Origin of the sequence: Variovorax sp. UC122_21, from assembly GCF_044056785.1 — a bacterium.
GTDB lineage: Bacteria > Pseudomonadota > Gammaproteobacteria > Burkholderiales > Burkholderiaceae_C > Variovorax.
Window position 1 is genome coordinate 1,338,137 of sequence record NZ_CP172004.1, and the last position, 22,737, is coordinate 1,360,873.

Annotated in this window: 23 protein-coding genes and 1 pseudogene; 13 read left to right on the forward strand and 11 right to left on the reverse strand. The window is 70.3% G+C overall.

Going from position 1 to position 22,737, the window contains the following annotated elements; translation table 11 throughout:
• Positions 1 to 2: 2 nt before the first annotated feature.
• Both ACHMXE_RS18720 and ACHMXE_RS18725 read right to left on the reverse strand, forming a co-directional pair.
• On the reverse strand, positions 3 to 1,202 hold the full coding sequence (locus tag ACHMXE_RS18720; protein WP_395350608.1) for a serine hydrolase domain-containing protein: 1,200 nt from the start codon (positions 1,200 to 1,202) through the stop codon (positions 3 to 5).
• 10 nt (positions 1,203 to 1,212) lie between these two features.
• On the reverse strand, positions 1,213 to 1,572 hold the full coding sequence (locus tag ACHMXE_RS18725; RefSeq protein WP_395350610.1) for a winged helix-turn-helix transcriptional regulator: 360 nt from the start codon (positions 1,570 to 1,572) through the stop codon (positions 1,213 to 1,215).
• 114 nt (positions 1,573 to 1,686) lie between these two features.
• Between ACHMXE_RS18725 and ACHMXE_RS18730 the strand changes: the two genes are divergently transcribed.
• Positions 1,687 to 2,568: an NAD(P)-dependent oxidoreductase gene (locus tag ACHMXE_RS18730; protein WP_395350612.1), complete on the forward strand. Its 882-nt coding sequence runs from the start codon at positions 1,687 to 1,689 to the stop codon at positions 2,566 to 2,568.
• 16 nt (positions 2,569 to 2,584) lie between these two features.
• Here ACHMXE_RS18730 and ACHMXE_RS18735 read toward each other — a convergent pair whose 3' ends face one another.
• A complete protein-coding gene (locus tag ACHMXE_RS18735) occupies positions 2,585 to 3,538 on the reverse strand; it encodes an alpha/beta fold hydrolase (protein ID WP_395350614.1) in 954 nt (317 codons plus the stop codon).
• Between the two features lie 307 nt (positions 3,539 to 3,845).
• Between ACHMXE_RS18735 and ACHMXE_RS18740 the strand changes: the two genes are divergently transcribed.
• The 3 genes from ACHMXE_RS18740 to lpxO all read left to right on the forward strand — a co-directional run bounded on the left by ACHMXE_RS18740 (position 3,846) and on the right by lpxO (position 6,972).
• Positions 3,846 to 4,535, forward strand: coding sequence for a response regulator (locus ACHMXE_RS18740; RefSeq protein ID WP_203202407.1), 690 nt, complete (start codon positions 3,846 to 3,848; stop codon positions 4,533 to 4,535).
• Positions 4,532 to 5,968, forward strand: a complete 1,437-nt coding sequence (locus tag ACHMXE_RS18745; RefSeq protein ID WP_395350616.1) for an ATP-binding protein — start codon at positions 4,532 to 4,534, stop codon at positions 5,966 to 5,968. Before ACHMXE_RS18740 ends, ACHMXE_RS18745 begins: the two co-directional genes overlap by 4 nt.
• A gap of 107 nt (positions 5,969 to 6,075) precedes the next feature.
• Complete coding sequence (gene lpxO / locus ACHMXE_RS18750) at positions 6,076 to 6,972, forward strand: lipid A hydroxylase LpxO (RefSeq protein WP_395350618.1); 897 nt, start codon at positions 6,076 to 6,078, stop codon at positions 6,970 to 6,972.
• 21 nt (positions 6,973 to 6,993) lie between these two features.
• Here the strand turns inward: lpxO and ACHMXE_RS18755 are convergent, their stop codons facing one another.
• Positions 6,994 to 7,677 carry a phosphatase PAP2 family protein gene (locus tag ACHMXE_RS18755; protein WP_395350621.1) on the reverse strand — a complete coding sequence of 228 codons (684 nt, stop codon included), beginning with the start codon at positions 7,675 to 7,677 and terminating at the stop codon, positions 6,994 to 6,996.
• Between the two features lie 89 nt (positions 7,678 to 7,766).
• Here ACHMXE_RS18755 and ACHMXE_RS18760 point away from each other — a divergent pair, with 89 nt between their 5' ends.
• Positions 7,767 to 8,450, forward strand: a complete 684-nt coding sequence (locus ACHMXE_RS18760; RefSeq protein ID WP_395350623.1) for a response regulator — start codon at positions 7,767 to 7,769, stop codon at positions 8,448 to 8,450.
• Positions 8,447 to 9,793, forward strand: a complete 1,347-nt coding sequence (locus tag ACHMXE_RS18765; RefSeq protein WP_395350625.1) for a sensor histidine kinase — start codon at positions 8,447 to 8,449, stop codon at positions 9,791 to 9,793. The genes ACHMXE_RS18760 and ACHMXE_RS18765 overlap by 4 nt, the downstream gene beginning before the upstream one ends.
• Here ACHMXE_RS18765 and ACHMXE_RS18770 read toward each other — a convergent pair whose 3' ends face one another.
• Positions 9,794 to 9,931, reverse strand: coding sequence for a hypothetical protein (locus tag ACHMXE_RS18770; RefSeq protein WP_395350626.1), 138 nt, complete (start codon positions 9,929 to 9,931; stop codon positions 9,794 to 9,796).
• 101 nt (positions 9,932 to 10,032) lie between these two features.
• Between ACHMXE_RS18770 and ACHMXE_RS18775 the strand changes: the two genes are divergently transcribed.
• Positions 10,033 to 10,164 (forward strand): hypothetical protein, encoded by a 132-nt coding sequence (locus ACHMXE_RS18775; RefSeq protein WP_395350627.1) that lies wholly within the window; start codon positions 10,033 to 10,035, stop codon positions 10,162 to 10,164.
• 37 nt (positions 10,165 to 10,201) lie between these two features.
• Positions 10,202 to 10,438: an oxidoreductase-like domain-containing protein gene (locus ACHMXE_RS18780; protein ID WP_395350628.1), complete on the forward strand. Its 237-nt coding sequence runs from the start codon at positions 10,202 to 10,204 to the stop codon at positions 10,436 to 10,438.
• Here the strand turns inward: ACHMXE_RS18780 and ACHMXE_RS18785 are convergent.
• A complete protein-coding gene (locus ACHMXE_RS18785) occupies positions 10,402 to 10,872 on the reverse strand; it encodes a helix-turn-helix domain-containing protein (protein ID WP_395350629.1) in 471 nt (156 codons plus the stop codon). The two genes, ACHMXE_RS18780 and ACHMXE_RS18785, sit on opposite strands and share 37 nt — an antisense overlap.
• Before the next feature lie 77 nt (positions 10,873 to 10,949).
• Between ACHMXE_RS18785 and ACHMXE_RS18790 the strand changes: the two are divergent.
• Positions 10,950 to 11,818: pseudogene (locus ACHMXE_RS18790) on the forward strand (class I SAM-dependent methyltransferase).
• Positions 11,811 to 12,311 (forward strand): DUF2938 domain-containing protein, encoded by a 501-nt coding sequence (locus ACHMXE_RS18795; protein ID WP_395350631.1) that lies wholly within the window; start codon positions 11,811 to 11,813, stop codon positions 12,309 to 12,311. Before ACHMXE_RS18790 ends, ACHMXE_RS18795 begins: the two are co-directional and overlap by 8 nt.
• A gap of 6 nt (positions 12,312 to 12,317) precedes the next feature.
• Here ACHMXE_RS18795 and ACHMXE_RS18800 read toward each other — a convergent pair whose 3' ends face one another.
• The 4 genes from ACHMXE_RS18800 to ACHMXE_RS18815 form a co-directional block, all read right to left on the reverse strand.
• Positions 12,318 to 13,088: an ABC transporter permease gene (locus ACHMXE_RS18800; RefSeq protein ID WP_093340600.1), complete on the reverse strand. Its 771-nt coding sequence runs from the start codon at positions 13,086 to 13,088 to the stop codon at positions 12,318 to 12,320.
• 9 nt (positions 13,089 to 13,097) lie between these two features.
• Positions 13,098 to 13,949: an ABC transporter ATP-binding protein gene (locus ACHMXE_RS18805; protein ID WP_395350633.1), complete on the reverse strand. Its 852-nt coding sequence runs from the start codon at positions 13,947 to 13,949 to the stop codon at positions 13,098 to 13,100.
• Complete coding sequence (locus tag ACHMXE_RS18810) at positions 13,949 to 14,983, reverse strand: ABC transporter substrate-binding protein (protein ID WP_395350634.1); 1,035 nt, start codon at positions 14,981 to 14,983, stop codon at positions 13,949 to 13,951. Before ACHMXE_RS18810 ends, ACHMXE_RS18805 begins: the two co-directional genes overlap by 1 nt.
• 144 nt (positions 14,984 to 15,127) lie before the next feature.
• Positions 15,128 to 15,901 carry an IclR family transcriptional regulator gene (locus ACHMXE_RS18815; RefSeq protein WP_093340596.1) on the reverse strand — a complete coding sequence of 258 codons (774 nt, stop codon included), beginning with the start codon at positions 15,899 to 15,901 and terminating at the stop codon, positions 15,128 to 15,130.
• A gap of 151 nt (positions 15,902 to 16,052) precedes the next feature.
• Here ACHMXE_RS18815 and ACHMXE_RS18820 point away from each other — a divergent pair, with 151 nt between their 5' ends.
• Complete coding sequence (locus ACHMXE_RS18820; RefSeq protein WP_395350637.1) at positions 16,053 to 17,669, forward strand: OPT/YSL family transporter; 1,617 nt, start codon at positions 16,053 to 16,055, stop codon at positions 17,667 to 17,669.
• Between the two features lie 43 nt (positions 17,670 to 17,712).
• Positions 17,713 to 18,777, forward strand: coding sequence for a DUF917 family protein (locus ACHMXE_RS18825; protein WP_395350639.1), 1,065 nt, complete (start codon positions 17,713 to 17,715; stop codon positions 18,775 to 18,777).
• Positions 18,778 to 18,787: 10 nt separating this feature from the next.
• Here ACHMXE_RS18825 and ACHMXE_RS18830 read toward each other — a convergent pair whose 3' ends face one another.
• Complete coding sequence (locus ACHMXE_RS18830) at positions 18,788 to 21,088, reverse strand: NADP-dependent malic enzyme (RefSeq protein ID WP_209544026.1); 2,301 nt, start codon at positions 21,086 to 21,088, stop codon at positions 18,788 to 18,790.
• 256 nt (positions 21,089 to 21,344) lie between these two features.
• Here ACHMXE_RS18830 and ACHMXE_RS18835 point away from each other — a divergent pair, with 256 nt between their 5' ends.
• A complete protein-coding gene (locus tag ACHMXE_RS18835) occupies positions 21,345 to 22,682 on the forward strand; it encodes an NAD(P)/FAD-dependent oxidoreductase (protein ID WP_203202393.1) in 1,338 nt (445 codons plus the stop codon).
• Positions 22,683 to 22,737: the final 55 nt, after the last annotated feature.

Consider the following 22,737-nt stretch of genomic DNA (forward strand, 5'->3'; position numbering starts at 1 on the left):
GCTCAGCGCAGCACGCGCCAGGCCCGCACCGCGCGCAGCAGCGACCACAGGCCGGCCTCGGCCGGCACCTTCTTCTCGTTGAACGACACGGCGATGTAGAGGTCGTCGGCCGGCACGTAGGCGACCACGCTCGTGAAGCCCTCGATGCCGCCGCTGTGGCCCAGCATCAGGCCCGGCCCGTCGGGCACGTCGTAGAGCTGCACACCCATGCCGTACGAGGCATTGCCGCCGCCGTAGGGGCCGAGCATCGCGGGCATGCCGACGAACATGCGCCGCACCGTGGCGGCCGGCAGTACACGGCCGCCGAGCAGCGCATGCCAGAAGCGCACGAGATCGCCCGCGGTCGAGGCCAGCGCGCCCGCGGCATGGGGCGTGGCGTACTGGTCGGGCGCATCGACCGGCCGGCCGCCCGCGTGGCCGCTGACGACGGGCAATTCGACGCCGGGCCGGCGCATCGTGGTGTGCGTGAGCGCGAGCGGGCCGATCAGCCGCTTCGTCAGCACCTGCTCGAAGGACGCGCCCTCGAGCCGCTCGACGAGGGTGCCGAGCATCGCGTAGCCGGTGTTGCTGTAGCTCCAGTTCGTGCCGGGGCAGAACTGCGGCTTCTGCGTGAGGCCCATGGCGATGATCTCCGCGGGTGGCCGGTACTGCGTGCCGAAGTCGGGCAGCGCATTGAAGCTCACGAGGCCGCTGGTGTGGCGCAGCAGGTGCTCGATGGTGACGAGCCCGGCGTTGGGCGCCTCGGGGAACCAGCGCTCGATGCTGTCGCCGAGCGCGAGCCGGCGTTCCTCCACGAGCTGCAGCACGATGGTGGCGGTCAGCGTCTTGGCGGTGCTCGCGACTTGGAAGCCCTGGTCGGGCCGCACCGGCTCGCGCGGCTCGGTGCGCGCCAGGCCGCGGGTCGCCCGCCAGTTGCCCTCGCCGGGGATCGCGACCGCCACGCTCGCGGCCGGCACGTGCTGCAGCATCCTGTCGAGCGCATCGCCGAGGCTCTGCTGCAAGTCGGCGGGCAGCTCGCCGTCGATCGCGCGGCCGAAGTCGCGCTGCCAGATGGCATCGGGCGCGGAGCGCCGCGGCGGGCCGGCATAGGCGGCGCGGGCCGGGCAGCCCTCGTCGGCGCGCGCGGCGGCCCACGGCAGTGCCATCGCGATCATCGTGGCCAGCGCGTTGCGGCGCGCCGGGTCCGTCAGCATCGTTGTCATCCGATCTCCCTCAGCCCAGTTTGGCCGCTTCCGACTGCTTGCGCGCCGCCTCCACGCGCTTGGCGTAGCGGTCGCCCCAATCGGCGAGCGGGCCGAGCGCCGCGTTGAGCGTGGCGCCCAGCTTGGTCTCCGAATACTCGACGCGCGGCGGCACTTCGTGGAACACCTCGCGCGCGACGATGCCGTCGGTTTCGAGCTCGCGCAGCTGCTGGATCAGCATCTTCTCGCTGATGCCCGGCAACAAGCGCCGCAGCTCGCCGAAGCGGCGCGGCTGCAGGTGCAGCTCCCAGAGGATCAGTGCTTTCCATTTCCCGCCGATGACTTCGAACGCGGGGCCGATGCCGCAGACGTAAGGCTTCTTCGCTGCCATGCCGTTCTCCAATACTGTCGTTTTGGTAAGTACCGCACTTTATCGTAGGTACTTGACCATCGGGAGGTGCCATTTCTACGATGCAGCCATCGTCAATCCTCTTCGGAACATCCCATGAGCAGCAAGCAGGAGATCACCGTCATCGGCCTCGGTTCGATGGGCGCCACCATGGCGCGCCTCTACCTCGAACAGGGCCACCGAGTCACGGTCTGGAACCGCAGCACCGACAAGGCCGCGCCGCTGGTCGCGCGGGGCGCGGTGCTGGCCGACAGCGCCGCCGCCGCGGTGCGCGCGAGCCGCGTGGTGCTGATGTGCGTCCACGACTACCGCGCGGCCGATGCGATCCTCGGCGCCGAGGGCGTGGCCGCCGCGATGGACGGCCGGCTGCTGGTGCAGCTCACGACCGGCAGCCCCCAGGATGCGCGCGATGCGCAGGCCTGGGCGCAGCGCCACGGCGCCACCTTCCTCGAGGGCGCGATCCAGGCCGCGCCCGAGCAGATGGGCCAGGGCGACACGCCGATCCTGATGTCGGGCGACGAGCCGGTGTTCCGTGCCGCCGAGCCGCTGCTCGGCGTGCTCGGCGGCGGCATCGTCTACCTCGGCGAGAAGATCAGCAATGCCGCGGCCATGGACCTCGCGACGCTCTCGACCATCTACGGCACGATGCTGGGCTTCCTGCATGGCGCGCGCGTGGCCGAGTCGGAAGGCTTCGACGTGGCCGAGTTCGGGCGCATCGTCGCGGGCATCATGCCGACTTTCGCGGCCTTCCTGCAGCACGAGGGCGCGGTCATCCAGTCGGGCGACTTCCAGATCTCGCAGAGCCCGATGCGGATCTCGGTCGAGGCCACGCAGCGCATCCTGCAGACGGCGCGCGAGAGCGGCATCAACAGCGAGTTCCCGGCCTTCGCGGCCGGCCTGTTCCAGCGCGCCGATGCCGCGGGGCTCGGCGGCGAGGAGCTGGCGGCGCTGATCAAGCTGCTGCGCGCGCCGAATTGACGCCACCGGCCGGCCCTCAGGCCCAGCGCATCGCCTCGATGGCGCGCACCAGTTCGGCCTCGCGTTCGATGAAGAAGTCGCCGTGGCAGGCGTCCTCGAACACGATCTGGTGGTGGGTCTTCAGTGCCGCCATGAGGCGGGCCGCGTCGTCGACGCGCACGTAGCGGATCACGCGCAGGTAGGCCGCCGCATCCTTCTGCGTGGCCGCGTCCAGCGTCTCGGGCAACGCGGGAAAGATGTCGCGGATGTCGCCCGGCATCGCGGTCACGACGAGAGCGGGCGCTCGCACCGGCGCGTAGTCGGGCGAGAAGGAATGGCTGGCGGTCTCCATCGCGGCGGCCACGGCGGCGGGCGTGTTGAGGCGCACGCTGCCGTCGGGCTGCGGGACGAGCTGGTCGCGCAGGTTGGCTTCCAGCGGCGCCGACCAGTGGCGCACCGTGCGCCGCGCGTAGGCGATCGCCGCCTCCATCGAGGCGCCGTCCTCCTCGTGCGGCACCGGTTCGCGAAACAGCCGGTTGTCGGGCACGGGCAGGCCGCCGGTGGCGGGGTCGCGCGTGGGGTCGAAGGTGGCATCGATGTAGACCAGCCCGCGCACGCGCCGCGGATGCCGGCCCGCGAAGCGCGTGAGCTCGTTGCCCGCGATCGAATGGCCCGCGAGCACCACGCGGTCGAGCCCGAGGCCGTCGAGCAGCGCATGCAGGTCGGCTACCAGCGTGTCGACCTCGTAGTGCTGGGTGGCGGTGCGCACCGGCAGCGGCTTGTCCGACTGGCCGTAGCCGCGCCGGCTTACCGCGATCACGCGCGCACGCGGCGCGAGCGCATGGGCCAGGCCGTCGAAGACGTAGGCATTGGCGCCCAGCCCGGGCAGCAGCACGATGGTCGGGCCGCGGCAGTTGTCGCATTGCCAGTCGCGCACGTGCAGCGAGACCTCGTGCGCCACCTTCACGCGGCGGTCGGTCACCGACACCACGGTCTGGCCGGCGATCGCACCGGCCGGCGGGCCGCCCCGGATGGCTGCTGCCGCCGCAGCCGCCGAGGGTGACGAGGCCGCCGAGGCCCGAGAGCGACACGGCCGAGGGCCAGGCCAGCGCGGCGCGCAGGAAGGCGCGCCGCGGCGGGAAGAAGAGGGGATGGAACCGGGGCATGGCGGGCAGTGTGGGCAACCGACCTGAAGCGAGGCTATGGCCTTCATGAAGGAATCCTGAAGTCCTCGAACGCCGCTTGGCAGATACTTCCCGCTCCCCAGGTGCCGGGCGGCGCACCGCACGGAGACTGTCATGAATCTTTTGCTCGTGGAGGACGACCTCGAACTCGGCAACGGCGTGCGCATCGCGCTCGCCAACCAGGGCATGGACGTGGTCTGGGTGCGCCGCCTCGACGACGCCATCCGCACCCTCGACAGCGGTGCCTTCGACATGGTGCTGCTCGACCTCGGCCTGCCCGACGGCGACGGCATCGATCTGCTGCTTCGGCTGCGCCGCGAACGCCAGATCCTGCCGGTGCTCGTACTGAGCGCGCGCGACGCGCTCAACGACCGGCTGCGCAGCCTCGACGACGGCGCCGACGACTACCTGGTCAAGCCCTTCGCGCTGGCCGAGCTGCTGTCGCGCGTGCGCGCGCTGGCGCGCCGCAGCTACGGCTTCGACGACGAGACCATCCGCATGCGCGGCCTGGCGCTGCACGAGCCCACGCGCGGCGTGCTGGTCGACGGCCAGCAGGTGGAGCTCTCGCGCTGCGAGTTCGACCTGCTCGCATTGCTGCTCAAGCGCACCGGCCGCGTGGTCACGCGCCGCGTGATGGAGGAACAGGTGCTGCCGGGCGGCCCGGGCATCGGCAGCAATTCGCTCGAGGTCCACATCTCGAACCTGCGCCGCAAGATCGGCCAGGGCTACATCCGCACCGTGCGCGGCATCGGCTACGTGGTCGACGCCCAGTCGCTGGCGCGCGCCGGCAGCCCGCGCGCATGATCCGTGGCGCGCTGCGCTTCATCGGGCGGGTGATCCAGCCCTCGCTGATGCGCCGGCTGGTGCTGGCGCAGATGGCGGTGGTGGCGGCGCTGTGGACCTTGATCGTCGGGCTGCTGTTCTACGACTCCTACAAGGACCCGGAGCTGCTGCGCTTCAGCAAGATCTACGAGAGCGTGGCGGCGATCGCCATCAACCTGGCCGACGACCCGAAGCGCCAGTACGACACCCTGCATGCCTTCGATCTCGCGCTGATGGAGACCGCGAGCGACGGCAACGCCGAATCCGACACCTCGCCGATGCTGCAGGTGTGGCAGCGCGGCAAGCTGATCTACCGCACCACCGACGCGGTGCCCGAGATCTTCAACAGCGCGCCCGACGTCATCGAGACGGTGCACGCGGGCGGGCGCGAATGGCGCGCGCGCACGCTGCATTCGCCGCAGTTCGACACCCGCGTGATGATCGCCGAGCCCGGCATCTGGCGGCTGGTGGTCAACATCACCTACCGCGGCTATTACCTGCTGCCGCTGCTGGTGAGCCTGCCCTTCCTGGTGGTGCCGGCCTGGCTCACGGTGCGGCTCGCGCTGCGGCCCTGGCGGCGCGTGAGCCGCGAGACCTCCGAGCGCGGGCCGGCCGACCTCACGCCGCTGTCGTACCGGCCGCCGCACCGCGAGCTGCAGCCGCTGGTGCAGAGCATCAACACGCTGCTGCAGCGGGTGCGCGACAGCACCACGCGCGAGCGCAGCCTGATCGCCGACGCGGCCCACGAGCTGCGCACGCCGCTGGCCGCGATGCGCGTGAACGTGGAGGCGCTGAAGGCGCAGAGCATCGATTCCGGGCAGCGCGAGCTGATGGGCAACCTGCTGCGCAGCAACGACCGCGCGACCCGGCTGGTGGGCCAGCTGCTGCAGCTCATGCGCAGCGACGCCGTGTCCGATGCCGCGCTGCCGGTGGCGCTGTCGCTCGATGCGCTGGTGCAGGACCGGCTCGCGATGATCGAGGGCGTGGCGCATGCGCGCGGCGTCGAGCTCGAACTGGCTTGCGCGGGCGAGGTGCCGGTGCTCGGCGAGCGCGAGAGCCTGGTGTCGATGGTCGACAACCTGGTGGACAACGCCATCAAGTACAGCCCGCGCCGCAGCGTGGTGAAGGTGCAGGTGGCGCGCGAGCAGGGCGAGGCGGTGCTGCGCGTGGCCGACCAGGGCCCGGGCATCCCGCCGGGCCTGCGCGAGCGGGTATTCGACCGCTTCTTCCGCAGTCCGGGCCAGACCCAGAGCGGCAGCGGACTGGGGCTGGCGATCGTCAAGTCGGTGGTCGACAAGCATGGCGGCAGCGTGGCGCTCGAGACCGGCGCCGGCGGCCGCGGGCTGCTGGCGGTGGTGCGGCTGCCGCTGGCGGTCGAGGGGCAGGATCAGCCGATGCTCGAGGGCCGCGGTTGAGGCGCGGAGCCGTTTTCGGGGCCAAAACCCGCGTCAGGCTCGTTGAGGTGTGAAGAATTAAACTAGCGGGTGCTCTCCAGCGCTCCCCCCGAACAGGACACTCTCACATGAAGTGGGTCATTCTCGCCATCTTCGCGCTCAGTGCGCTCTACGTGCATTTCCGCGGCCAGGTGCGCCATCGTTTCTTCCGCCAGCTGTCGGACCACTCGACCTTCCTCGCGCCGCTCAACGTGTTCATGTACCTTTTCTCGAAGGTGCCGAGCACGCCCTACCTGTCGCCCAAGGAATTCCCCGAGATGCGCGTGCTCGAGGAGAACTGGGAGGTCATCCGCGAGGAGGCGCTCGCGATGCGCAACGGCGGCAGCATCAAGGCCTCGAGCCAGTTCAACGACGTGGGCTTCAACTCCTTCTTCAAGAGCGGCTGGAAGCGCTTCTACCTCAAGTGGTACGACGAGGCCCATCCCTCGGCCGCGGTGCTGTGCCCGCGCACGACCGAGCTGCTGCGCGGCATCGGCACCATCAAGGCCGCGATGTTCGCCGAGCTGCCGCCCGGCAGCCGGCTGGTGCGCCATCGCGATCCCTTCGCGGGTTCGTTGCGCTACCACCTGGGCCTGTGGACGCCGGGCGTGGAGGGCTGCTACATCGACGTCGACGGCCAGCGCTACCACTGGCGCGACGGCGAATCGGTGGTGTTCGACGAGACCTACATCCACTATGCCGAGAACACCACCGACCACGACCGCGTGATCCTGTTCTGCGACATCGAGCGTCCGCTCAAGTACCGCTGGGCCAGCGCCGTCAACCGCTGGTTCGCGAAGAACCTGCTGGCCGCGGCCAGCTCGCCCAACGATGCCGGCGACAAGACCGGCGGCATCAACCGCGCCTTCAAGTACATCTACCAGATCCGCGTGATCGGCAAGCGCCTCAAGGCCTGGGACAAGCGTGCGTACTATCTCGTGAAGTGGGCGATCTTCGGCGGCCTCGCGCTCTGGATCTTCTGGTGACGCAGGCTGCCGGGTGCAGCCTCAGACGCCCACCAGGATCAGCCGCCGCCGCGCCGGGCCGGTGATCCAGCTCATGAACCCCGCCAGCGCCGTGCCGCCGAGCACGTCGAGCAGCACGTGCTGGCGCGTGGCCAGCGTCGAATAGACGATCCCCGCCGCCCACAGCCAGTTGAGCGCCAGCACCCAGGCGGGCGCGTCCACGCTGCGCAGCTGGCGCGTCATCAGCACGGCCGTGAACACCGCGAACGACACGTGCAGCGAGGGGAAGGCATTGCCGCCCGCGTCGGTGCTCTTGAGGAACTGCAGCGAGGGGTACTGCGTCCAGTCGACCGCGAACACCGGCACCATGGTGGGAAAGAGCCAGAACACCGCGAGCCCGATGGCCGCCATCAGCGCCGCGGCCTGCGCGTGCAGCAGCAGCTCGGCGCGGTCCTTGGCCAGGGCCGGCGCGAGGCCGACGTAGAGCCACAGCGAGGCGTAGAGCGGCAGCGCGTCGTCGCTCAGCGGCACCCAGTGGTCGACGGCCGTGAGCGGCATCGTGAGCGGCTGGCCGAGCGGGTGGTGCATGACCCAGAAATACAGCACGAAGAAGCCGGAGATGCCGAGCGTGGTGCCGAGCATCTTGGTGACCCACAGCGTGGCGATGCGCCGCACCAGCGCCGCGTGCCATGGGGTCCTGACGGGGCGGGACGAGAGGGGTGTCACCTGGGCTCCCTGGATGGATGAACCGGCCAGGGTAGGCGCGGGCATTGCGTGAACATTACGGGGGCCGCCCTCTAGAATTCCGGCCCGATATGAGAATCCTGCTGGTCGAAGACGAAGCCGAACTCGCGCAGGCGCTGGCGGCGGCACTGCGCCAGAACCAGGCGGTGGTCGACGTGGCCGGTTCGCTGCGCGAGGCACAGGACGCGGTGCTCGCGGGCCAGCACGAGGTGATCGTGCTCGACCGCGGCCTGCCCGATGGCGACGGTCTCAGCCTGATCGAGTTCCTGCGCGCCAACGGGATTGCGGCCGCGGTGCTGGTGCTCACCGCGATGGCCGACATCTCCGAACGCGTGCTGAGCCTCGACGGCGGCGCCGACGACTACCTCGCCAAGCCCTTCTCGATGGACGAGCTGATGGCGCGCGTGCGCGCGCTCGCGCGCCGTCCCGCGCTGCGCGCCAACCCCGTCACCACGCTGGCGCGGCTGCAGTTCGACCACCTGCAGCGGCAGGCGCATGTCGATGCACAGAGCCTGCTGCTCACGCGGCGCGAGCTGCTGGTGCTCGAGGCCCTGCTCGAGCAGCGCGGGCGCACCGTGCTGCGCGAGTCGCTGCACGACCGCGTCTACGGGCAGGAGGGCGACATCCATTCGAACGCGCTCGACACCCACGTCTCGCGCCTGCGTTCCAAGCTCGACAAGGCCGGCGCCCAGGTCGAGATCCACGCCATCCGCGGCGTGGGCTACCTGCTGTGCGCGGCGCCGGGCGCCGCATGAAGCTGCTGTCGCTGCGCTGGCAGCTGATCTGGAGCCTGATCCTGCTGCAGGTGGTGGTGGGCTTGCTGGTGATGGGCGGCTTCATCGGCCTGGCCTGGGTGCTCGGCCGGGTGGTTGACGAGACCGGCGAGGAGACCGTGCGCGTGATCCGCGGCGCGATCGAGCGCGCCCCCGATGGCGCGCTGGCCATGCGGCCCACGCCCGAGTTCGAGCAACTGCGCGCCGATGCCGGCGGCGCCCTGTGGTTCCTGGTGCGCGATGCCCAGGGCCACCAGCTCGTGCAGGGCGAGGTGCCCGCGCGCTACCTCGGCCTGGCCGGACGCTTCGACGGCATCGACCGCGTGTGGATCGACCTCGCCACCAGCAACGGCCAGCCGAAGGCGCGCTTCGAGCGCGTCGAGACGCGTGCCGGACCGGTCGCGATGATGGTGCGAACCGGCAACCCGCTGTCGATGAAGAGCACGCTGCGGGGTACCGGCGTGGCCTTCCTGTTCCTGGTGGCGCCGATGGCGCTGGTCACCTGCCTCGGCGTGATCCTCGCGACGCCCTTCGTGGTCAAGCGCGGGCTCAAGGGGCTGATCGCCACCGCCGCGCATGCCGAGAGCATCGACGTGCACGAGCGCACCACGCGGCTGCCGCTCGATGGCGTGGCCGGCGAGATCCGGCCGCTGGTCAATGCCGTCAACCGCGCGTTCGACCGGCTCAACGAGGGCTACGACCGGCAGGAGCGCTTCCTGGCCGACGCGGCGCACGAGCTGCGCACGCCGATCACCATCCTGCAGATCCGCCTCGAGGGACTGCCCAACGATCCGCTCAAGGTCAAGCTGATGCAGGCCTCGGCGCGCCTGGCCACGCTGGCCGAGCAGCTGCTCGACCTGCAGCGGCTCGACGGCGTGGTGGTGCAGGCGCAGCAGGTGGACCTGAAGGCGCTGTGCGAGCGCGCGGCGGCCGACCTCGCGCCGCTCGCGATCATGAACCGCTGCACCCTGTCGGTCGATGCGCCGCTGGCGATCGTGGTCGGCGGCGATGCGCCCTCGCTCGAGCGCGCGCTGACCAACCTGATCCAGAACGCGATCGAGCATGGCGGGCAGGGCTGCGACATCCAGGTGCGGCTGTGCGAGCCCTTTTGCATCGAGGTGCTCGACTCGGGGCCGGGCATTCCCGAGTCGGAACGCGAGCGCGTGGTCGAGCCCTTCCACCGGCTGGTGCCGCGCGGGCGCGGCGCCGGGCTCGGGCTGCACCTGGTGGCCGAGGTGGCGCACCTGCATCGCGGGCGGCTCACCATCGGCAGCAACGACACGGGCGGCGCGCGCATGCGGCTGGAGCTGAACCTCGGGACCTGATCAGGCCTCGCGCAGCCAGCGCTTGCAGGGCTCGGAGAAGCCTCGTGCCGTGTGGCTCAGATAGACCTCGTCGCTGCAACGCCCGAACCAGCGCAGCGGCGCCGCGACGCGGCCCGCGCACCAGCGCCGGGGCTGCACGCGGTCACCGCGTAGTAGCCGCTCCTGAACAGGATGCCCTGCAGGCGCGGCCCGAGCGCCTGCGCGAGCTCGGGCGGACCGAAGGGCAGGCGCAGGTTTGCATGCAGCAGGATCACGAAGACCACCAGCAGGCCGCGCAGCAGGTCGATGTGCGGCAGGCGGGGCAGGGCATCAGGGCGGGCAATCGCGGCGATTCTGCGGACGCTCGCCCGCGCGGCCTGAAGGGCTGCTGAAGCACCGACAATCGCGCCTCGACCGCCTCCGCACCGCATGCCCGCTTCGCCTTTCGCCGACCCGGCCCTTCTCGCCACGCCGACCGACCTCGCCAGTGCCCAGGCCCTGATCGCGCGCATCGCGCCGCTGCTGTCGGCGCGCGGCCTCGCGATGCGCGCGCCGCCGCCCGAACCCACCACCTGCTGCGGGCGCGGCTGCAACGGCTGCGTCTGGGAAGGCTGGCTCGCGGCGGTCGCCTACTGGCGCGACGAGGCCTCCTTGCTGCTCGACTGAGCGGCGCGCTTGCGCGGCGCCTTGCGATCGGGTGTCGCGATGGCGCCCGTGCCCGCGGCGCGCAGGATGCGTCGGAAGGTCGGGCATTCCATGTGGCTGGGCGCGCGGCATACGGCCGCATGCCGCAGGCCGTCGCGCATCGCGGCGAGCTGGCGGATGGTGCGGTCGAGCTCGTCGGCCTTGCTCTCGAGCATGCGGCGGTCGATGCGCGGCTGGCCGTCGGGCGCGAACATGCGCGCGATCTCGTCGAGCGAGAAGCCGGCGGCGCGGCCCAGCGAGATCAGCGCGAGCTTCTCGAGCACGCCGGGATCGAACAGCCGGCGCAGCCCCTGCCGGCCCGTCGAGGCGATCAGCCCCTTCTCGTCGTAGAAGCGCAGCGTGGAAGCGGGCACGCCCGATTGCCTCGCCACCTGCGCGATATCCAGTGGTGCCATCCTCTTGACCTCAAGTCGACTTGAACTTGCATAGTGCGTTCTCCGCCTTCCGAAGGCAAGCCAGAAAGGAAAGAAAGATGCACGACACGCAAGAGCCCGGGAACGAGCAGGCGCGGCTGTGGAACGGCCCGGCGGGCCGCGCCTGGGTCGACCGGCAGCCGCTGCTCGACCGCCTGTTCGCACCGCTCGGCACGCTGCTGATGGAGGCCCTGGCCGGGCATCCCCTCGGCCGCGTGCTCGACGTGGGCTGCGGCACCGGTGCCGTCACGCTCGCGCTCGCGGGGCCGTCGGGCGATGCTGGCGAATGCGTCGGCATCGACATCTCGGCGCCGATGATCGAGGCCGCGCGCGCACGTGCCGAGCGCGCGGGATCGCAGGCGCGCTTCGTGTGCGACGATGCCCAGACCCATGCCTTCGCACCGGCCGGATCGACACCGTCGTCTCGCGCCTCGGCGTGATGTTCTTCGACGACCCGGTCGCGGCCTTCGCGAACCTGCGGCGCGCCGCGCGCGACGGTGCCGCGCTGCGCTTCCTCGCGTGGCGCGCGGCCGCCGAGAACCCGTTCATGACCACGGCCGAACGCGCGGCGGCGCCGTTGTTGCCGCAACTGCCCGCGCGCCGGCCGGGCGCGCCGGGACAGTTCGGCTTCGCCGACCGCGAGCGGGTCGAGGCCATCCTCGCGCAGGCCGGCTGGGGCGCGATCGCGATCCGTCCCGTCGATCTGGCCTGCAGCCTGCCCGCGCGGGAACTCGTGCCCTATCTGAGCCGCCTCGGGCCCGTCGGCCTTGCGCTCGAGCAGGCCGATGCGGCGACGCGCGAACGCGTCATCGAGACCGTGCGTGCCGCCTTCGACCCCTTCGTGCAGGGCGACGAAGTGCGCTTCACCGCGGCCTGCTGGCTGGCCAGCGCCGAGGCGGCCGCGCCGCACGAGGTGTTCCATGGCTGAGATCGCCGAACTGCTGGCGCGCGCCGTGCCGATCGGCATCGGCGCCACGGCCGTGATGGACCTGTGGGCCCTCGTGCGCCGGCGCGTGTTCGGCCTGCCTTCGCTCGACTACGCGCTGGTCGGCCGCTGGGCCGCGCATCTGCCGCGCGGGCGTTTCGTCCATCGGCCGATCGCGGCCACCGCGCCCGTGTCCGGCGAGCGCCTGCTGGGCTGGGCGCTCCACTATGCGACCGGCATCGCGTTCGCGCTCGTGCTGCTGGGAATCGGCGGCCTCGACTGGGCGCGGCGGCCGACGCCGGGCCTCGCGCTGCTGGTGGGCATCGGCACGGTGGCGGCGCCCTGGCTGCTGATGCAGCCCGGCATGGGCGCGGGCCTCGCCGCGCGCCGCACGCCGCGCCCGTGGGTGGCGCGCTGGCACAGCCTCGTCACCCACGCGGTGTTCGGGCTGGGCCTCTGCCTCGCGGCCTGGGCGCTATCGGCGCTCAGCCCCTGAAGCGCCTCACTGGTTCTGCGAACCGCGGTGCGCCCAGCCCGTGGTGTGCTTCTCGACCACGCTGAAGAGCTCGTACATCAGCATCGCCATCGCGCCCACCACCATCAGCCCCGCGAAGGCCAGGCCCATCTGCATCGACGAGCCGGCCGAGATCAGCAGATAGCCGATGCCCTCGTTCGCCGCGGTCATCTCGCTGACCGTGGTGCCCACGAAGGCCAGCGTGATCGCGACCTTGAGCGAGCCGAAGAAGTAGGGCATGGAGCGCGGCAGGCCGATCTTCATGAGCACGTCCCAGCGCTTGGCGCCGAGCACGCGCAGCACGTCCTCGAGCTCGGGCTCGAGCGTGGCGAGGCCGGTCGCGATGTTGACCATGATCGGGAAGAAGCTGATCAGGAAGGCGGTGAGGATCGCGGGCCCGATGCCGATGCCGAACCACACGACCAGGATCGGCACGAACGCCGCCTTGGGCAGCGCGTTGAAGGCCGTCATCAGCGGATAGATGGCCGCATAGGCCAGGCGCGAGCTGCCGATCACGAAGCCGAGCAGCACGCCCACCACGATCGCGAGGCCGAAGCCCGCCATCGTGACCCAGAAGGTGCGCCAGGCATGGCCCGCGATGATCTCCTTGAACTCCCAGAACTGGTTCCAGATGCGCAGCGGGCTCGGGAAGATGAAGTCGGAGACGCCGAAGCCCGCGCAGATCACCTGCCACAGCAGGATCACCGCCACGAGCAGCAGCCAGGGCGACCAGCGTTCGAGTTGCTTGTTGTTCTTCATGGCCGCTCCTCAGTGCGCCACCGCCGCGGCACCGGTCGCGCCGGCGGCATTGCCGCGGATCGCGCCGATGTGGCTGCGCAGCTCGAGCACGATGTCGGTGAACTCCTTGGTGTAGGTGAGCTCGAGCTCACGCGGACGCGGCAGCTCGATCTCGCGCTTGACCACGAAGCGGCCCGGGCTCTTGCTCATCACGTAGACCGTGTCGGCCAGGAACACCGATTCGCGCAGGTCGTGCGTGACCAGGATCACGTTGAACTGCTGCTCGGTCCAGAGGTCGCGCAGGATGCACCAGAGCTCCTCGCGCGTGAAGGCGTCGAGCGCGCCGAAGGGCTCGTCGAGCAGCAGCATCTTCGGTTCGTGGATCAGCGCGCGGCAGATGCTCGCGCGCTGCTGCATGCCGCCCGAGAGCTGCCACGGGAACTTGTCCTCATAGCCGCCCAGGCCCACCTTCTGCAGCAGGCGGCGCGCGCGTTCCTCGTACGCCTTGCGCCTGGCCTTGAAGTTCGAGCGATAGGGCTCGACGATCTCCAGCGGCAGCAGCACGTTGTCGACCGTGGTGCGCCAGGGCAGCAGCGAGGGCGCCTGGAAGGCCATGCCCGAGATCTTGAGCGGCCCGGTCACCGGCGCACCGTCGATGCGGATGCGGCCCATCGACGGCATCTTGAGCCCGGTCGTGAGCTTCATGAAGGTCGACTTGCCGCAGCCCGAGGGGCCGACGATGGCGATGAACTCGCCGCGCTTCACCTTCAGGTCGATGGCCTCGACCGCGAAGTGGTTGGCGCGCAGCAGTTCCTCGTTGTAGGCGAGCCAGACGTCCTGGAAGTCGACGAAGGGGGCGGCCTCGTTCGCGGTGTCCGCCATCACTTGCGCAGGATTCCGCTGAGTTCGGCGGCCGGCGGCAGCAGTGCGGCGGACCACACGGCCTCGGGGCTCACGCGGGTCTTGGTGTTGAAGGCGTCCGACACCTGCGAGGCCATCAGCGACAGGCGGCCCGCGTTGACCGCGCCGAATCCGTCGGCGCGCGCGTCGGGGCTGTTGATCACGGTGTCGATCGCGAGCTGCAGGCGGCGCGTCTCGAGCTTGCTGTCGACGATGCCGTCGCGCGCCTTCACCGACTCGATGCCCTGCGCGGGATTGGCGATCACTTCCTTGGCGCCCTTGGCGAAGGCCGAGAGGAATTTCTTCACCGCCTCGGGGTTCTCCTTGATGAGCTTGGGCGAGGCGATGATGACGTTGCCGTAGAGCTTCACGCCGTAGTCGGGGTAGGGCAGGATCACCACGTCGGCCGTCTTGGCGCCGCGCGCCTCGAGGTTGAGCAGCGAGGTGAAGGTGAAGCCGGTGATGGCGTCGATGTCGCCGCGCATCAGCATGGTCTCGCGCAGGGTCGGGTCCATCGCGGTCCAGTTGACCGTGCCGATGTTGTCGGCCTTGGCGAAGATCGGGAACGCGCGGCGGCCCGCGTCGAACACCGGCGCGCCGAGCTTCTTGCCCGTGAGGTCGGCGGGCTTGGTGATGCCGCTCTTCTTGAGCGTCATGACCGAGGCCGGCGTGTTGTTGTAGACCATCATCACCGCGACCGGCTTGTTCGGGCTGTCGGGGTTGTTGGCGTGGAATTCCATCAGCGCCGCGAGGTCGGCGAAGCCCATGTCGTAGGCACCCGAGGCCACGCGCGTGACCGTGCCGCCCGAGCCGTTGCCCGCGTCGATGGTCACGTCGAGGCCGGCGGCCTTGAAGTAACCCTTGGCGGCCGGATGCAGGAACAGCGCGGCCGGTCCCTCGAAGCGCCAGTCGAGCTGGAACTTGATCGGCGTCGTGGCCTGGGCGAAGGCCGAGGGCAGGCCGAAGCTCAGGGCCGAGGCGGCGAGGAAGGACTGGAGCAGATGGCGCTTGTTCATGCGGGCTTGGTTCCGTGAAGGTGAATGCTTCCGGATTCAAGCAAAAACGGTGCCCGCACGTGATTGGTGCGAACCCTTCCCGCGATTCAAGGCGGTGCGCGCCCAGCGAAAAACTGCACCGCACACGGGAAAAACCTTCGAAATTCAGGGGACGTTGGCACCGAAAGCGAGCCAATACGGGTCGCCGATGCGCTTGCCCACGTTCGCCGCGGCATCGCGCACCACGGCGCCGTAGCGCTCGACCAGCGGCTCGGACAGCAGCTCGGCCGGCAGCGCGACGCCGAAGGCATAGGTCTGGCGCGTGGCCGCGTCGAACACCGCCGACGAGATGCCCGCCACGTTGGTCACGTACTCGCCGCGCGACAGTGCCCAGCCGGTCTCGCGGATCACGGCCAGCCGCGCCATCAGGTCCTTGCGCGTGCGCGGCGCGTCGCCGCGGCCCTGGTCGAGCCGGCCGCCGAGCAGCGCCGTCACTTCCGCGTCGCTCAGGCGCGCGAGCAGCGCGCGGCCCATCGCGCTCGAGTAGGCCGGCGCGCGGCTGCCCGGCGGCGTGTAGATCTGCAGCGCGCCCGCGCCGGCGCGCATCTGGATCACCAGCGTGTCGGCGCCGTCGAGCACGTTGATGTAACCCGTGAAGCGGGTCTGGTCGACCAGCGCGGCGAGCGCCTCCTCCACCAGCGAGGCGGCGTTGCGCGAGGCGCGGAAGTGGTAGGAGGCTTCCATGATCACGCCGCCCGGGCGGTAGGCGCGCGTGGCGGCGTCGCGGTCGAGGAAACCGTAGCCGGCCATCATGCTCAGCGTGCGCGAGGCCGAGCTCTTGGGCAGGCCGAGCTCGTTCACCACGTCCGTCACCGTGATGTCGCGGCGCAGGCGCGCGATCAGTTTCAGGACGTCCATGGCGTTGGCGAGGGTGCTCATATCTGGGGTCGGTGGATCGAGGGGAATCACAGGTTCGGCGCGCGACGGCGATACGGGCTCGGGTGAGCCGCGCTTGACAGCGCCCGGACCGGTCCTATGATGCGGTTCAACATTATCGCATCAAGTTCCAAAAAATGGAACTACCGAAAAGATGAGCATCGATACCGAGGCCACGGCGCTCGCGCCGCTGCACGATCACACCCCGCCCGCGCTGCACCCCAAGGCCCTGGCACCGGCCAACCTGGTCCTCACGCTGGTGCTCAGCGTGTTCGGCGCCATCGTCGGCATCCAGATGCTCGCGAGCCTGGGCATCACGCCGAGCACCTCGCTGATCGGCGCGCTCGCGGCCATGACCCTGGCGCGCGTGCCGCTGGCCATGTTCCGCGGCTTCCGCTCGGTGCATGCGCAGAACCTCGCGCAGACCAGCATCTCCTCGGCCACCTTCGGCGCGGCCAACAGCCTGTTCCTGCCGATCGGCATCCCGTTCCTGTTCGGCCTGCCCGAGATGGTGGTGCCGATGCTGGTCGGCGTGAGCCTCGCGATGCTGCTCGATGCCTGGCTGCTCTATCGCATGTTCGACACGCCGGCCTTCCCCGCGAAGAACCCGTGGCCGCTGGGCATCGCGGCGGCCGAGGCGATCAAGGCCGGCGACGGCGGCGGCAAGCAGGCCTGGCTGCTGCTGGGCGGGCTGGCCACGGGCGCGCTGGGCGCGGTGTTCAAGCTGCCGATGTCGGCCTTCGGCGTGGCGCTGATCGGCGGGCTGGGCGCGATGACGGCATTCGGCATCGGGCTGCTGGTGCGCGGCTACGCCTTGCCGCTGACGGGCATCGACATCGGCGCGCTCTACCTGCCGCACGGGATGATGATCGGCGCAGGCATCGTGGCGCTGGCGCAGGTGGGCCGCGTGGTGCTGAAGAAGCACGGCGTCACTGCAGGCGCGCCCGATGCGCGCGGCGCCCGCGCGCTGGGCCGCTCGCTGCGCCTGGGCGGCATCGGCTACCTCGCGATCATGGTGCTGCTGGCCGTGGGCACGGGCGTCTACCACGGCATGTCGCCGGGCATGCTCGTGGGCTTCGTGCTCTACGGCACCTTCGCGGCCTTCGTGCACGAGCTGATCGTGGGCATCGCGGCCATGCATTCGGGCTGGTTCCCGGCCTTCGCGGTGGCGCTGATCTCGCTCCTGATCGGCATCTTGATCGGCTTTCCGCCCGAGGCGCTGGTGGTGCTCGCGGGCTTCTCGGCCGCCACCGGGCCGGCCTTCGCCGACATGGGCTACGACCTCAAGGCCGGTCACCTGCTGCGCGGTGAGACCTCGGGCACGGCCTTCGAGACCGCGGGCCGGCGCGAACAGATGATCGCCGGCATGGTGGGCTTCGCGGTGGCGATCGTGGTCGTGGCCTGCAGCTGGCGGCTGTTCTTCGCCAACCACCAGACGGCGCCGATCAACGCGGCCTACGTCGCGGCCATCAAGGCCGGCATCTCGGGCGACACCGCGCGCAACCTCGCGCTGTGGGCTGTGCCCGGCGCGCTGCTGCAGCTCGCGGGCGGCGCGCGCCAGCAGCTCGGCGTGCTGTTCGCCACCGGCCTGCTGATCGCGAGCCCGCTGGCCGGCTGGATGGTCGCGGCCGGCATCGCCTGCCGGCTGCTCTTGCAGCGCGTGCTCGGCAGCGCCGCGCGCGAGCGGCTCGAGGTGTTCGCGGGCGGCGTGATCGCGGGCGACGCGCTCTACAGCTTCTTCTCGGGCGCGGTGAAGAGCCTGCGCAAGTAGCCATCCCTTCTTCTCATTCGTCACACACAGGAGCCATGCATCCATGAAACGCAATCTGACCCCCGACGACGTCCGCGCGGCCATCTGGGGTGGCGCCATCCTCGGCGGTGGCGGCGGCGGGCTGATCGCGGCCGGCGAGCGCGCCGCCACGCTCGCGCTGCAGGTCGGCACGCCGCAGCTGTGGAGCGTCGACGAGTTCGAGCCCTCGGCGCTCACCGCCACCATGGCGCTGGTCGGCGCGCCGGCCGCGCCCGATCCGCACGTGCAGCCCGCGCACCTGCTGCGCACGCTCGAGCTGCTGCGCCGCGAACTGCCGCCGGGCCGCGAGCTGGTCGGCCTGCATGCCAACGAGAACGGTGCCGAGACCACGGTCAACGGCTGGTTCCATGCCTCGATGAGCGGCCTGCCCGTGATCGACCTGGCCTGCAACGGCCGCGCCCATCCGTCGAGCGTGATGGGCGCGCTGGGCCTGCACACCGAGCCCGACTACCTCTCGGTGCAGGCCTATGCGGGCGGCGAGCCGCAGCGCTACGTCGAGGGCGTGGTGTCGGGCCGGCTCGAGCGCACCTCGGCCGTGGTGCGGCGTGCCTCGGTGGAGGCGGGCGGCCTGGTGGCGGTGGCGCGCAATCCGGTCGAGGTGGCTTATGCGCAGCGGCACGGCGCGCCCGGCGCGATCAGCCATGCGATCGCGCTCGGCCAGGCCTGGCTCGACGGTGGCGTCGATGCCGTGGCGCGCTCGCTCGAGGGCCGCATCGTGGCCGAGGGCACGGTGCGCGGCTACCGCTGCGAGCAGCAGGAGGGGCTGGACGTGGGCGTGGTCGAGCTCGACGATGCAGCGCGCACCGTGCTGCGCTTCATCAACGAATACATGCTGCTCGAGCAGCAGGGCCGGCGCGTCGCGCGCTTCCCCGACCTCGTGATGACCTTCTCGGACGAAGGCCGGCCGGTGGTGTCGGCCCATGTGCGCGAGGGCGCGAGCCTGCGCGTGCTGGTCGCGCCGCGCGCGCGGCTGCTGCTGTCGCGCACCATGTTCATGCCCGAGCTCTATCGGCCGCTCGAGCAGTCGCTCGGCGAGGCTTTCGCACCCGCCGAGGACGCCGTGGTCTGAAGCGACCCGCTTACTTGTCGACCGTGACCTTCGCCACCGCCAGCGCCGTCATGTTGATGATGCGGCGCACCGTCGACGAGGGCGTGAGCACGTGCGCCGAGCTCGCGGCGCCCAGCAGCACCGGGCCCACCGTGATGCCGTTGGCGCCGGTCATCTTCAGCACGTTGTAGAGGATGTGGGCCGAATCGAGGTTCGGGCACACCAGCAGGTTGGCCTCGCCCGAGAGCGTGCTGTCGGGCAGCGCGGTGCGGCGGATCTCTTCCGAGAGCGCCGCGTCGCCGTGCATCTCGCCGTCGCATTCGATGTCGGGCGCCATCTGCGCGAACAGGTCGCGCGCCAGGCGCATCTTGCGCGCCGAGCCGCGCGAGGAGCTGCCGTAGTTCGAGTGCGAGAGGAAGGCCACCTTCGGCGGCAGGCCGAAGCGGTGGATCTCCTCGGCCGCCATCAGCGCGATGCTGGCGAGCATCTCGGCGCTCGGGTCCTCGTTCACGTTGGTGTCGGTGATGAAGATGGTGCGCTTGTCGAGCGTGAGCGCGTTCAGGGTCGCGAAGCCGGGCGCGCCGCGCTTCAGGCCGATCAGGTCGCGGATGTGCTCGAGGTGGGCGTCGAAGCGCCCGACCATGCCGCAGATCATCGCGTCGGCGTCGCCGAGGTGGATCATCAGCGCGGCGATCACGGTGTTCGAGCGGCGCACCGCGGCCTTGGCGGCCTCGGGCGTCATGCCGCGGCGGCCCATGAGCTTGTGGTAGCTCTCCCAGTAGGTGCGGAAGCGCGGATCGTCCTCGGGGTCGACCACCTCGAAGTCGGTGCCCAGGCGGATGTGCAGGCCGGCCTTCTTGATGCGCGCCTCGATCACGGCGGGGCGTCCCACCAGGATCGGCCGCGCGATGCCTTCGTCGACCGCGTACTGGGCCGCGCGCAGCACGCGCTCGTCCTCGCCCTCGGCATAGGCCACGCGCTTGGCGGTGGCCAGCTTGGCGGCGGTGAAGACCGGGCGCATGAACATGCCGGTCTGGTAGACGAAGCGCGTGAGGTGCTGGCGGTAGGCCTCCATGTCCTCGATCGGGCGCGTGGCCACGCCCGAGGCCTGCGCGGCCTTGGCGACGGCCGGCGCGATGCGCAGGATCAGGCGCGAATCGAAGGGCTTGGGAATGATGTAGTCGGGGCCGAAGGCCAGTTCCTGGCCCGCGTAGGCGGTGGCCACTTCCTCGCTGATGTCGGCCTTGGTCAGGTCGGCGATCTCGCGCACGCAGGCCAGCTTCATCTCCTCCGTGATCTTGCTCGCGCCGCAGTCGAGCGCGCCGCGGAAGATGTACGGGAAGCACAGCACGTTGTTGACCTGGTTCGGATAGTCCGAGCGGCCGGTGGCGATGATGCAGTCGGGCCGCACGGCCTTGGCGAGCTCGGGGCGGATCTCGGGCTCGGGGTTGGCCAGCGCCAGGATGATCGGCTGGCGCGCCATGGTCTTGACCATGTCGGCGGTCATCACGCCCGGGGCCGAGCAGCCGAGGAACACGTCGGCGTCCTTCACCACGTCGGCCAAGGTGCGCGCGCCGGTGTCGGGCTGCGCGTAGCGCGCCTTCGATTCGTCGAACCCGCCCGCGCGGCCGGTGTAGATCAGGCCCTTGGAGTCGCAGGCGTGGATGTTGGCGGGCTTCACGCCCAGGCCCACCATCACGTCGAGGCAGGCGATGGCGGCGGCGCCCGCGCCCGAGACGGCGATCTTCACGTCCTCGATCTTCTTGTCGACGAGTTCCAGGCCGTTGATCAGCGCGGCGGCCGAGATGATGGCCGTGCCGTGCTGGTCGTCGTGGAACACCGGGATGTTCATGCGCTCGCGCAGCTTCTTCTCGATGTAGAAGCACTCGGGCGCCTTGATGTCCTCGAGGTTGATGCCGCCCAGCGTGGGCTCGAGCGCCGCGATGATGTCGACCAGCTTGTCGGGGTCGTTCTCGGCCAGTTCGATGTCGAACACGTCGATGCCGGCGAATTTCTTGAACAGGCAGCCCTTGCCTTCCATCACGGGCTTGGCGGCCAGCGGGCCGATGTTGCCCAGGCCCAGAACGGCCGTGCCGTTGGTGACCACGCCCACGAGGTTGCCGCGCGCGGTGTATTCGGCGGCGGTGGCGGGATCGGCCGCGATGTCGAGGCAGGGATAGGCCACGCCCGGCGAATAGGCCAGCGACAGGTCGCGCTGGTTCAGCAGGGGCTTGGTCGGGGTGATCGAGATCTTGCCCTTGACGGGCGAGCGGTGGTATTCACGGGCAGCTTCGCGCAGTGCTTCTTCTGCCGGTGACAGGGGGGCGGCCATGGAAAGTCTCCTTGTTTCTGACGGGGAACGAGGCTACCGCAAAAGCGCTACCTCTTCCTGCCAGGGCGATGCCGAAACGGCCTGAACCCATAGCGGGCACGGGCGCCGATGGGCGCGCGGCGGCCGCGACCGCGCACCGCGACGCTCCCGGCGCGGACCGGGGGGCCGCTAAACTGCGCTCCGGCCGTTTACGGCCCGGCCGCGAGGGCGGCTTCATCCTCCACATGACAGAACGACAACAAGGGGCTTGCAGCGAATGACTTCCGGACCTTTCACCGGCACCGAACCCGACGTCGTGGTCATCGGCGGCGGCCCCTCGGGCTCCACCGTGGCCGCACTGCTCGCGGACAAGGGCCACGACGTGGTGCTGTTCGAGAAGGCGCAGCACCCGCGCTTCCACATCGGCGAATCGCTGCTGCCGATGAACATGCCGCTGTTCGACCGGCTCGGCGTGCGCACCGAGGTCGAGGCCATCGGCATCCGCAAGCACGGCGCCGAGTTCGTCTCGCCCTGGCACGACCACAGCAGCCATTTCGACTTCGGCGAGGCGATGGACAAGAGCTTCCCCTACGCGGTGCACGTGCGCCGCTCGGAGTTCGACGAACTGCTGTTCCGCCATGCCGGCAAGCGCGGCGCGCGGACCTTCGAAGGCCAGCGCGTCACGGGCGTCGACATGGACGCGGGCAAGGGCACGCCCGATAACCGCCCGCTGGTGAAGATCAAGGCCGACGACGGCACCGAGACCGCCTGGCGCCCGCGCTTCGTGATCGATGCCAGCGGGCGCGACACCCTGCTGTCGAACCAGTTCGACGCCAAGCAGCGCAACCGCAAGCACGCGAGCGCCGCGCTCTACGGCCACTTCGCCAACGCCGAGCGCCGGCCGGGCCGCTTCGAGGGCAATATCTCGCTCTTCTGGTTCGACCACGGCTGGTTCTGGTACATCCCGCTCAAGGACGGCACCGTGAGCGTCGGCGCGGTGGCCTCGCCGGCCTACTTCAAGCGGCGCCAGGGCGCCTCGCTCGAGGACTTCCTGATGGAGACCATCGCGCTCGCGCCCAAGCTGGCCGCGCGATTGAAGAACGCCACGCTGATGGAGGGCGCCACCGCCACCGGCAACTACGCCTACGACTCCAAGTTCTGCCGCGGCGACCGCTTCATGATGGTGGGCGACGCCTATGCCTTCGTCGACCCGATGTTCTCCTCGGGCGTCTACCTCGCGATGAACAGCGGCTTCGAGGCCGCGGCGGCCGCCGACCTGTGGCTGCGCGGCGAGGCGAAGGAGGCCGAGCGCGCGTTCCGCCACTACGAGAAGGTCATGAAGCGCGGGCCGAGGATGTTCTCGTGGTTCATCTACCGCATCACCTCGCCGGCGATCCGGCGCCTGTTCATGGCGCCGCGCAACATCTGGCGCATGCAGGAGGCGCTGCTGTCGATCCTGGCCGGCGACCTGTTCCGCGACACCCCCATCGGCCCGCGCTTCTGGGGCTTCAAGGTGACCTACTACGCCTCCTGCCTCGGCATCCTGCCGCAGGCCATCAAGACCTGGGCCTGGCGGCGGCGCAACCTCAAGGAGTCGCTGGAGGCGGCGAAGTAGGGAGCTGGCTTCCGGACGCAGAGGACGCGAAGGTTTCGCGAAAGATGCAAAAGAA

Bases quoted from the DNA above. Each gene is read 5' to 3' on its own strand.
- ACHMXE_RS18720 (WP_395350608.1), bottom strand. From the start codon at position 1,202: ATGACAACGATGCTGACGGACCCGGCGCGCCGCAACGCGCTGGCCACG.
- ACHMXE_RS18730 (WP_395350612.1), top strand. From the start codon at position 1,687: ATGAGCAGCAAGCAGGAGATCACCGTCATCGGCCTCGGTTCGATGGGC.
- ACHMXE_RS18745 (WP_395350616.1), top strand. From the start codon at position 4,532: ATGATCCGTGGCGCGCTGCGCTTCATCGGGCGGGTGATCCAGCCCTCG.
- lpxO (WP_395350618.1), top strand. From the start codon at position 6,076: ATGAAGTGGGTCATTCTCGCCATCTTCGCGCTCAGTGCGCTCTACGTG.
- ACHMXE_RS18820 (WP_395350637.1), top strand. From the start codon at position 16,053: ATGAGCATCGATACCGAGGCCACGGCGCTCGCGCCGCTGCACGATCAC.
- ACHMXE_RS18805 (WP_395350633.1), bottom strand. From the start codon at position 13,949: ATGGCGGACACCGCGAACGAGGCCGCCCCCTTCGTCGACTTCCAGGAC.
- ACHMXE_RS18800 (WP_093340600.1), bottom strand. From the start codon at position 13,088: ATGAAGAACAACAAGCAACTCGAACGCTGGTCGCCCTGGCTGCTGCTC.
- ACHMXE_RS18760 (WP_395350623.1), top strand. From the start codon at position 7,767: ATGAGAATCCTGCTGGTCGAAGACGAAGCCGAACTCGCGCAGGCGCTG.
- ACHMXE_RS18830 (WP_209544026.1), bottom strand. From the start codon at position 21,088: ATGGCCGCCCCCCTGTCACCGGCAGAAGAAGCACTGCGCGAAGCTGCC.
- ACHMXE_RS18825 (WP_395350639.1), top strand. From the start codon at position 17,713: ATGAAACGCAATCTGACCCCCGACGACGTCCGCGCGGCCATCTGGGGT.
- ACHMXE_RS18785 (WP_395350629.1), bottom strand. From the start codon at position 10,872: ATGGCACCACTGGATATCGCGCAGGTGGCGAGGCAATCGGGCGTGCCC.
- ACHMXE_RS18775 (WP_395350627.1), top strand. From the start codon at position 10,033: ATGCAGCAGGATCACGAAGACCACCAGCAGGCCGCGCAGCAGGTCGAT.
- ACHMXE_RS18765 (WP_395350625.1), top strand. From the start codon at position 8,447: ATGAAGCTGCTGTCGCTGCGCTGGCAGCTGATCTGGAGCCTGATCCTG.
- ACHMXE_RS18725 (WP_395350610.1), bottom strand. From the start codon at position 1,572: ATGGCAGCGAAGAAGCCTTACGTCTGCGGCATCGGCCCCGCGTTCGAA.
- ACHMXE_RS18780 (WP_395350628.1), top strand. From the start codon at position 10,202: ATGCCCGCTTCGCCTTTCGCCGACCCGGCCCTTCTCGCCACGCCGACC.
- ACHMXE_RS18795 (WP_395350631.1), top strand. From the start codon at position 11,811: ATGGCTGAGATCGCCGAACTGCTGGCGCGCGCCGTGCCGATCGGCATC.
- ACHMXE_RS18740 (WP_203202407.1), top strand. From the start codon at position 3,846: ATGAATCTTTTGCTCGTGGAGGACGACCTCGAACTCGGCAACGGCGTG.
- ACHMXE_RS18835 (WP_203202393.1), top strand. From the start codon at position 21,345: ATGACTTCCGGACCTTTCACCGGCACCGAACCCGACGTCGTGGTCATC.
- ACHMXE_RS18810 (WP_395350634.1), bottom strand. From the start codon at position 14,983: ATGAACAAGCGCCATCTGCTCCAGTCCTTCCTCGCCGCCTCGGCCCTG.
- ACHMXE_RS18815 (WP_093340596.1), bottom strand. From the start codon at position 15,901: ATGAGCACCCTCGCCAACGCCATGGACGTCCTGAAACTGATCGCGCGC.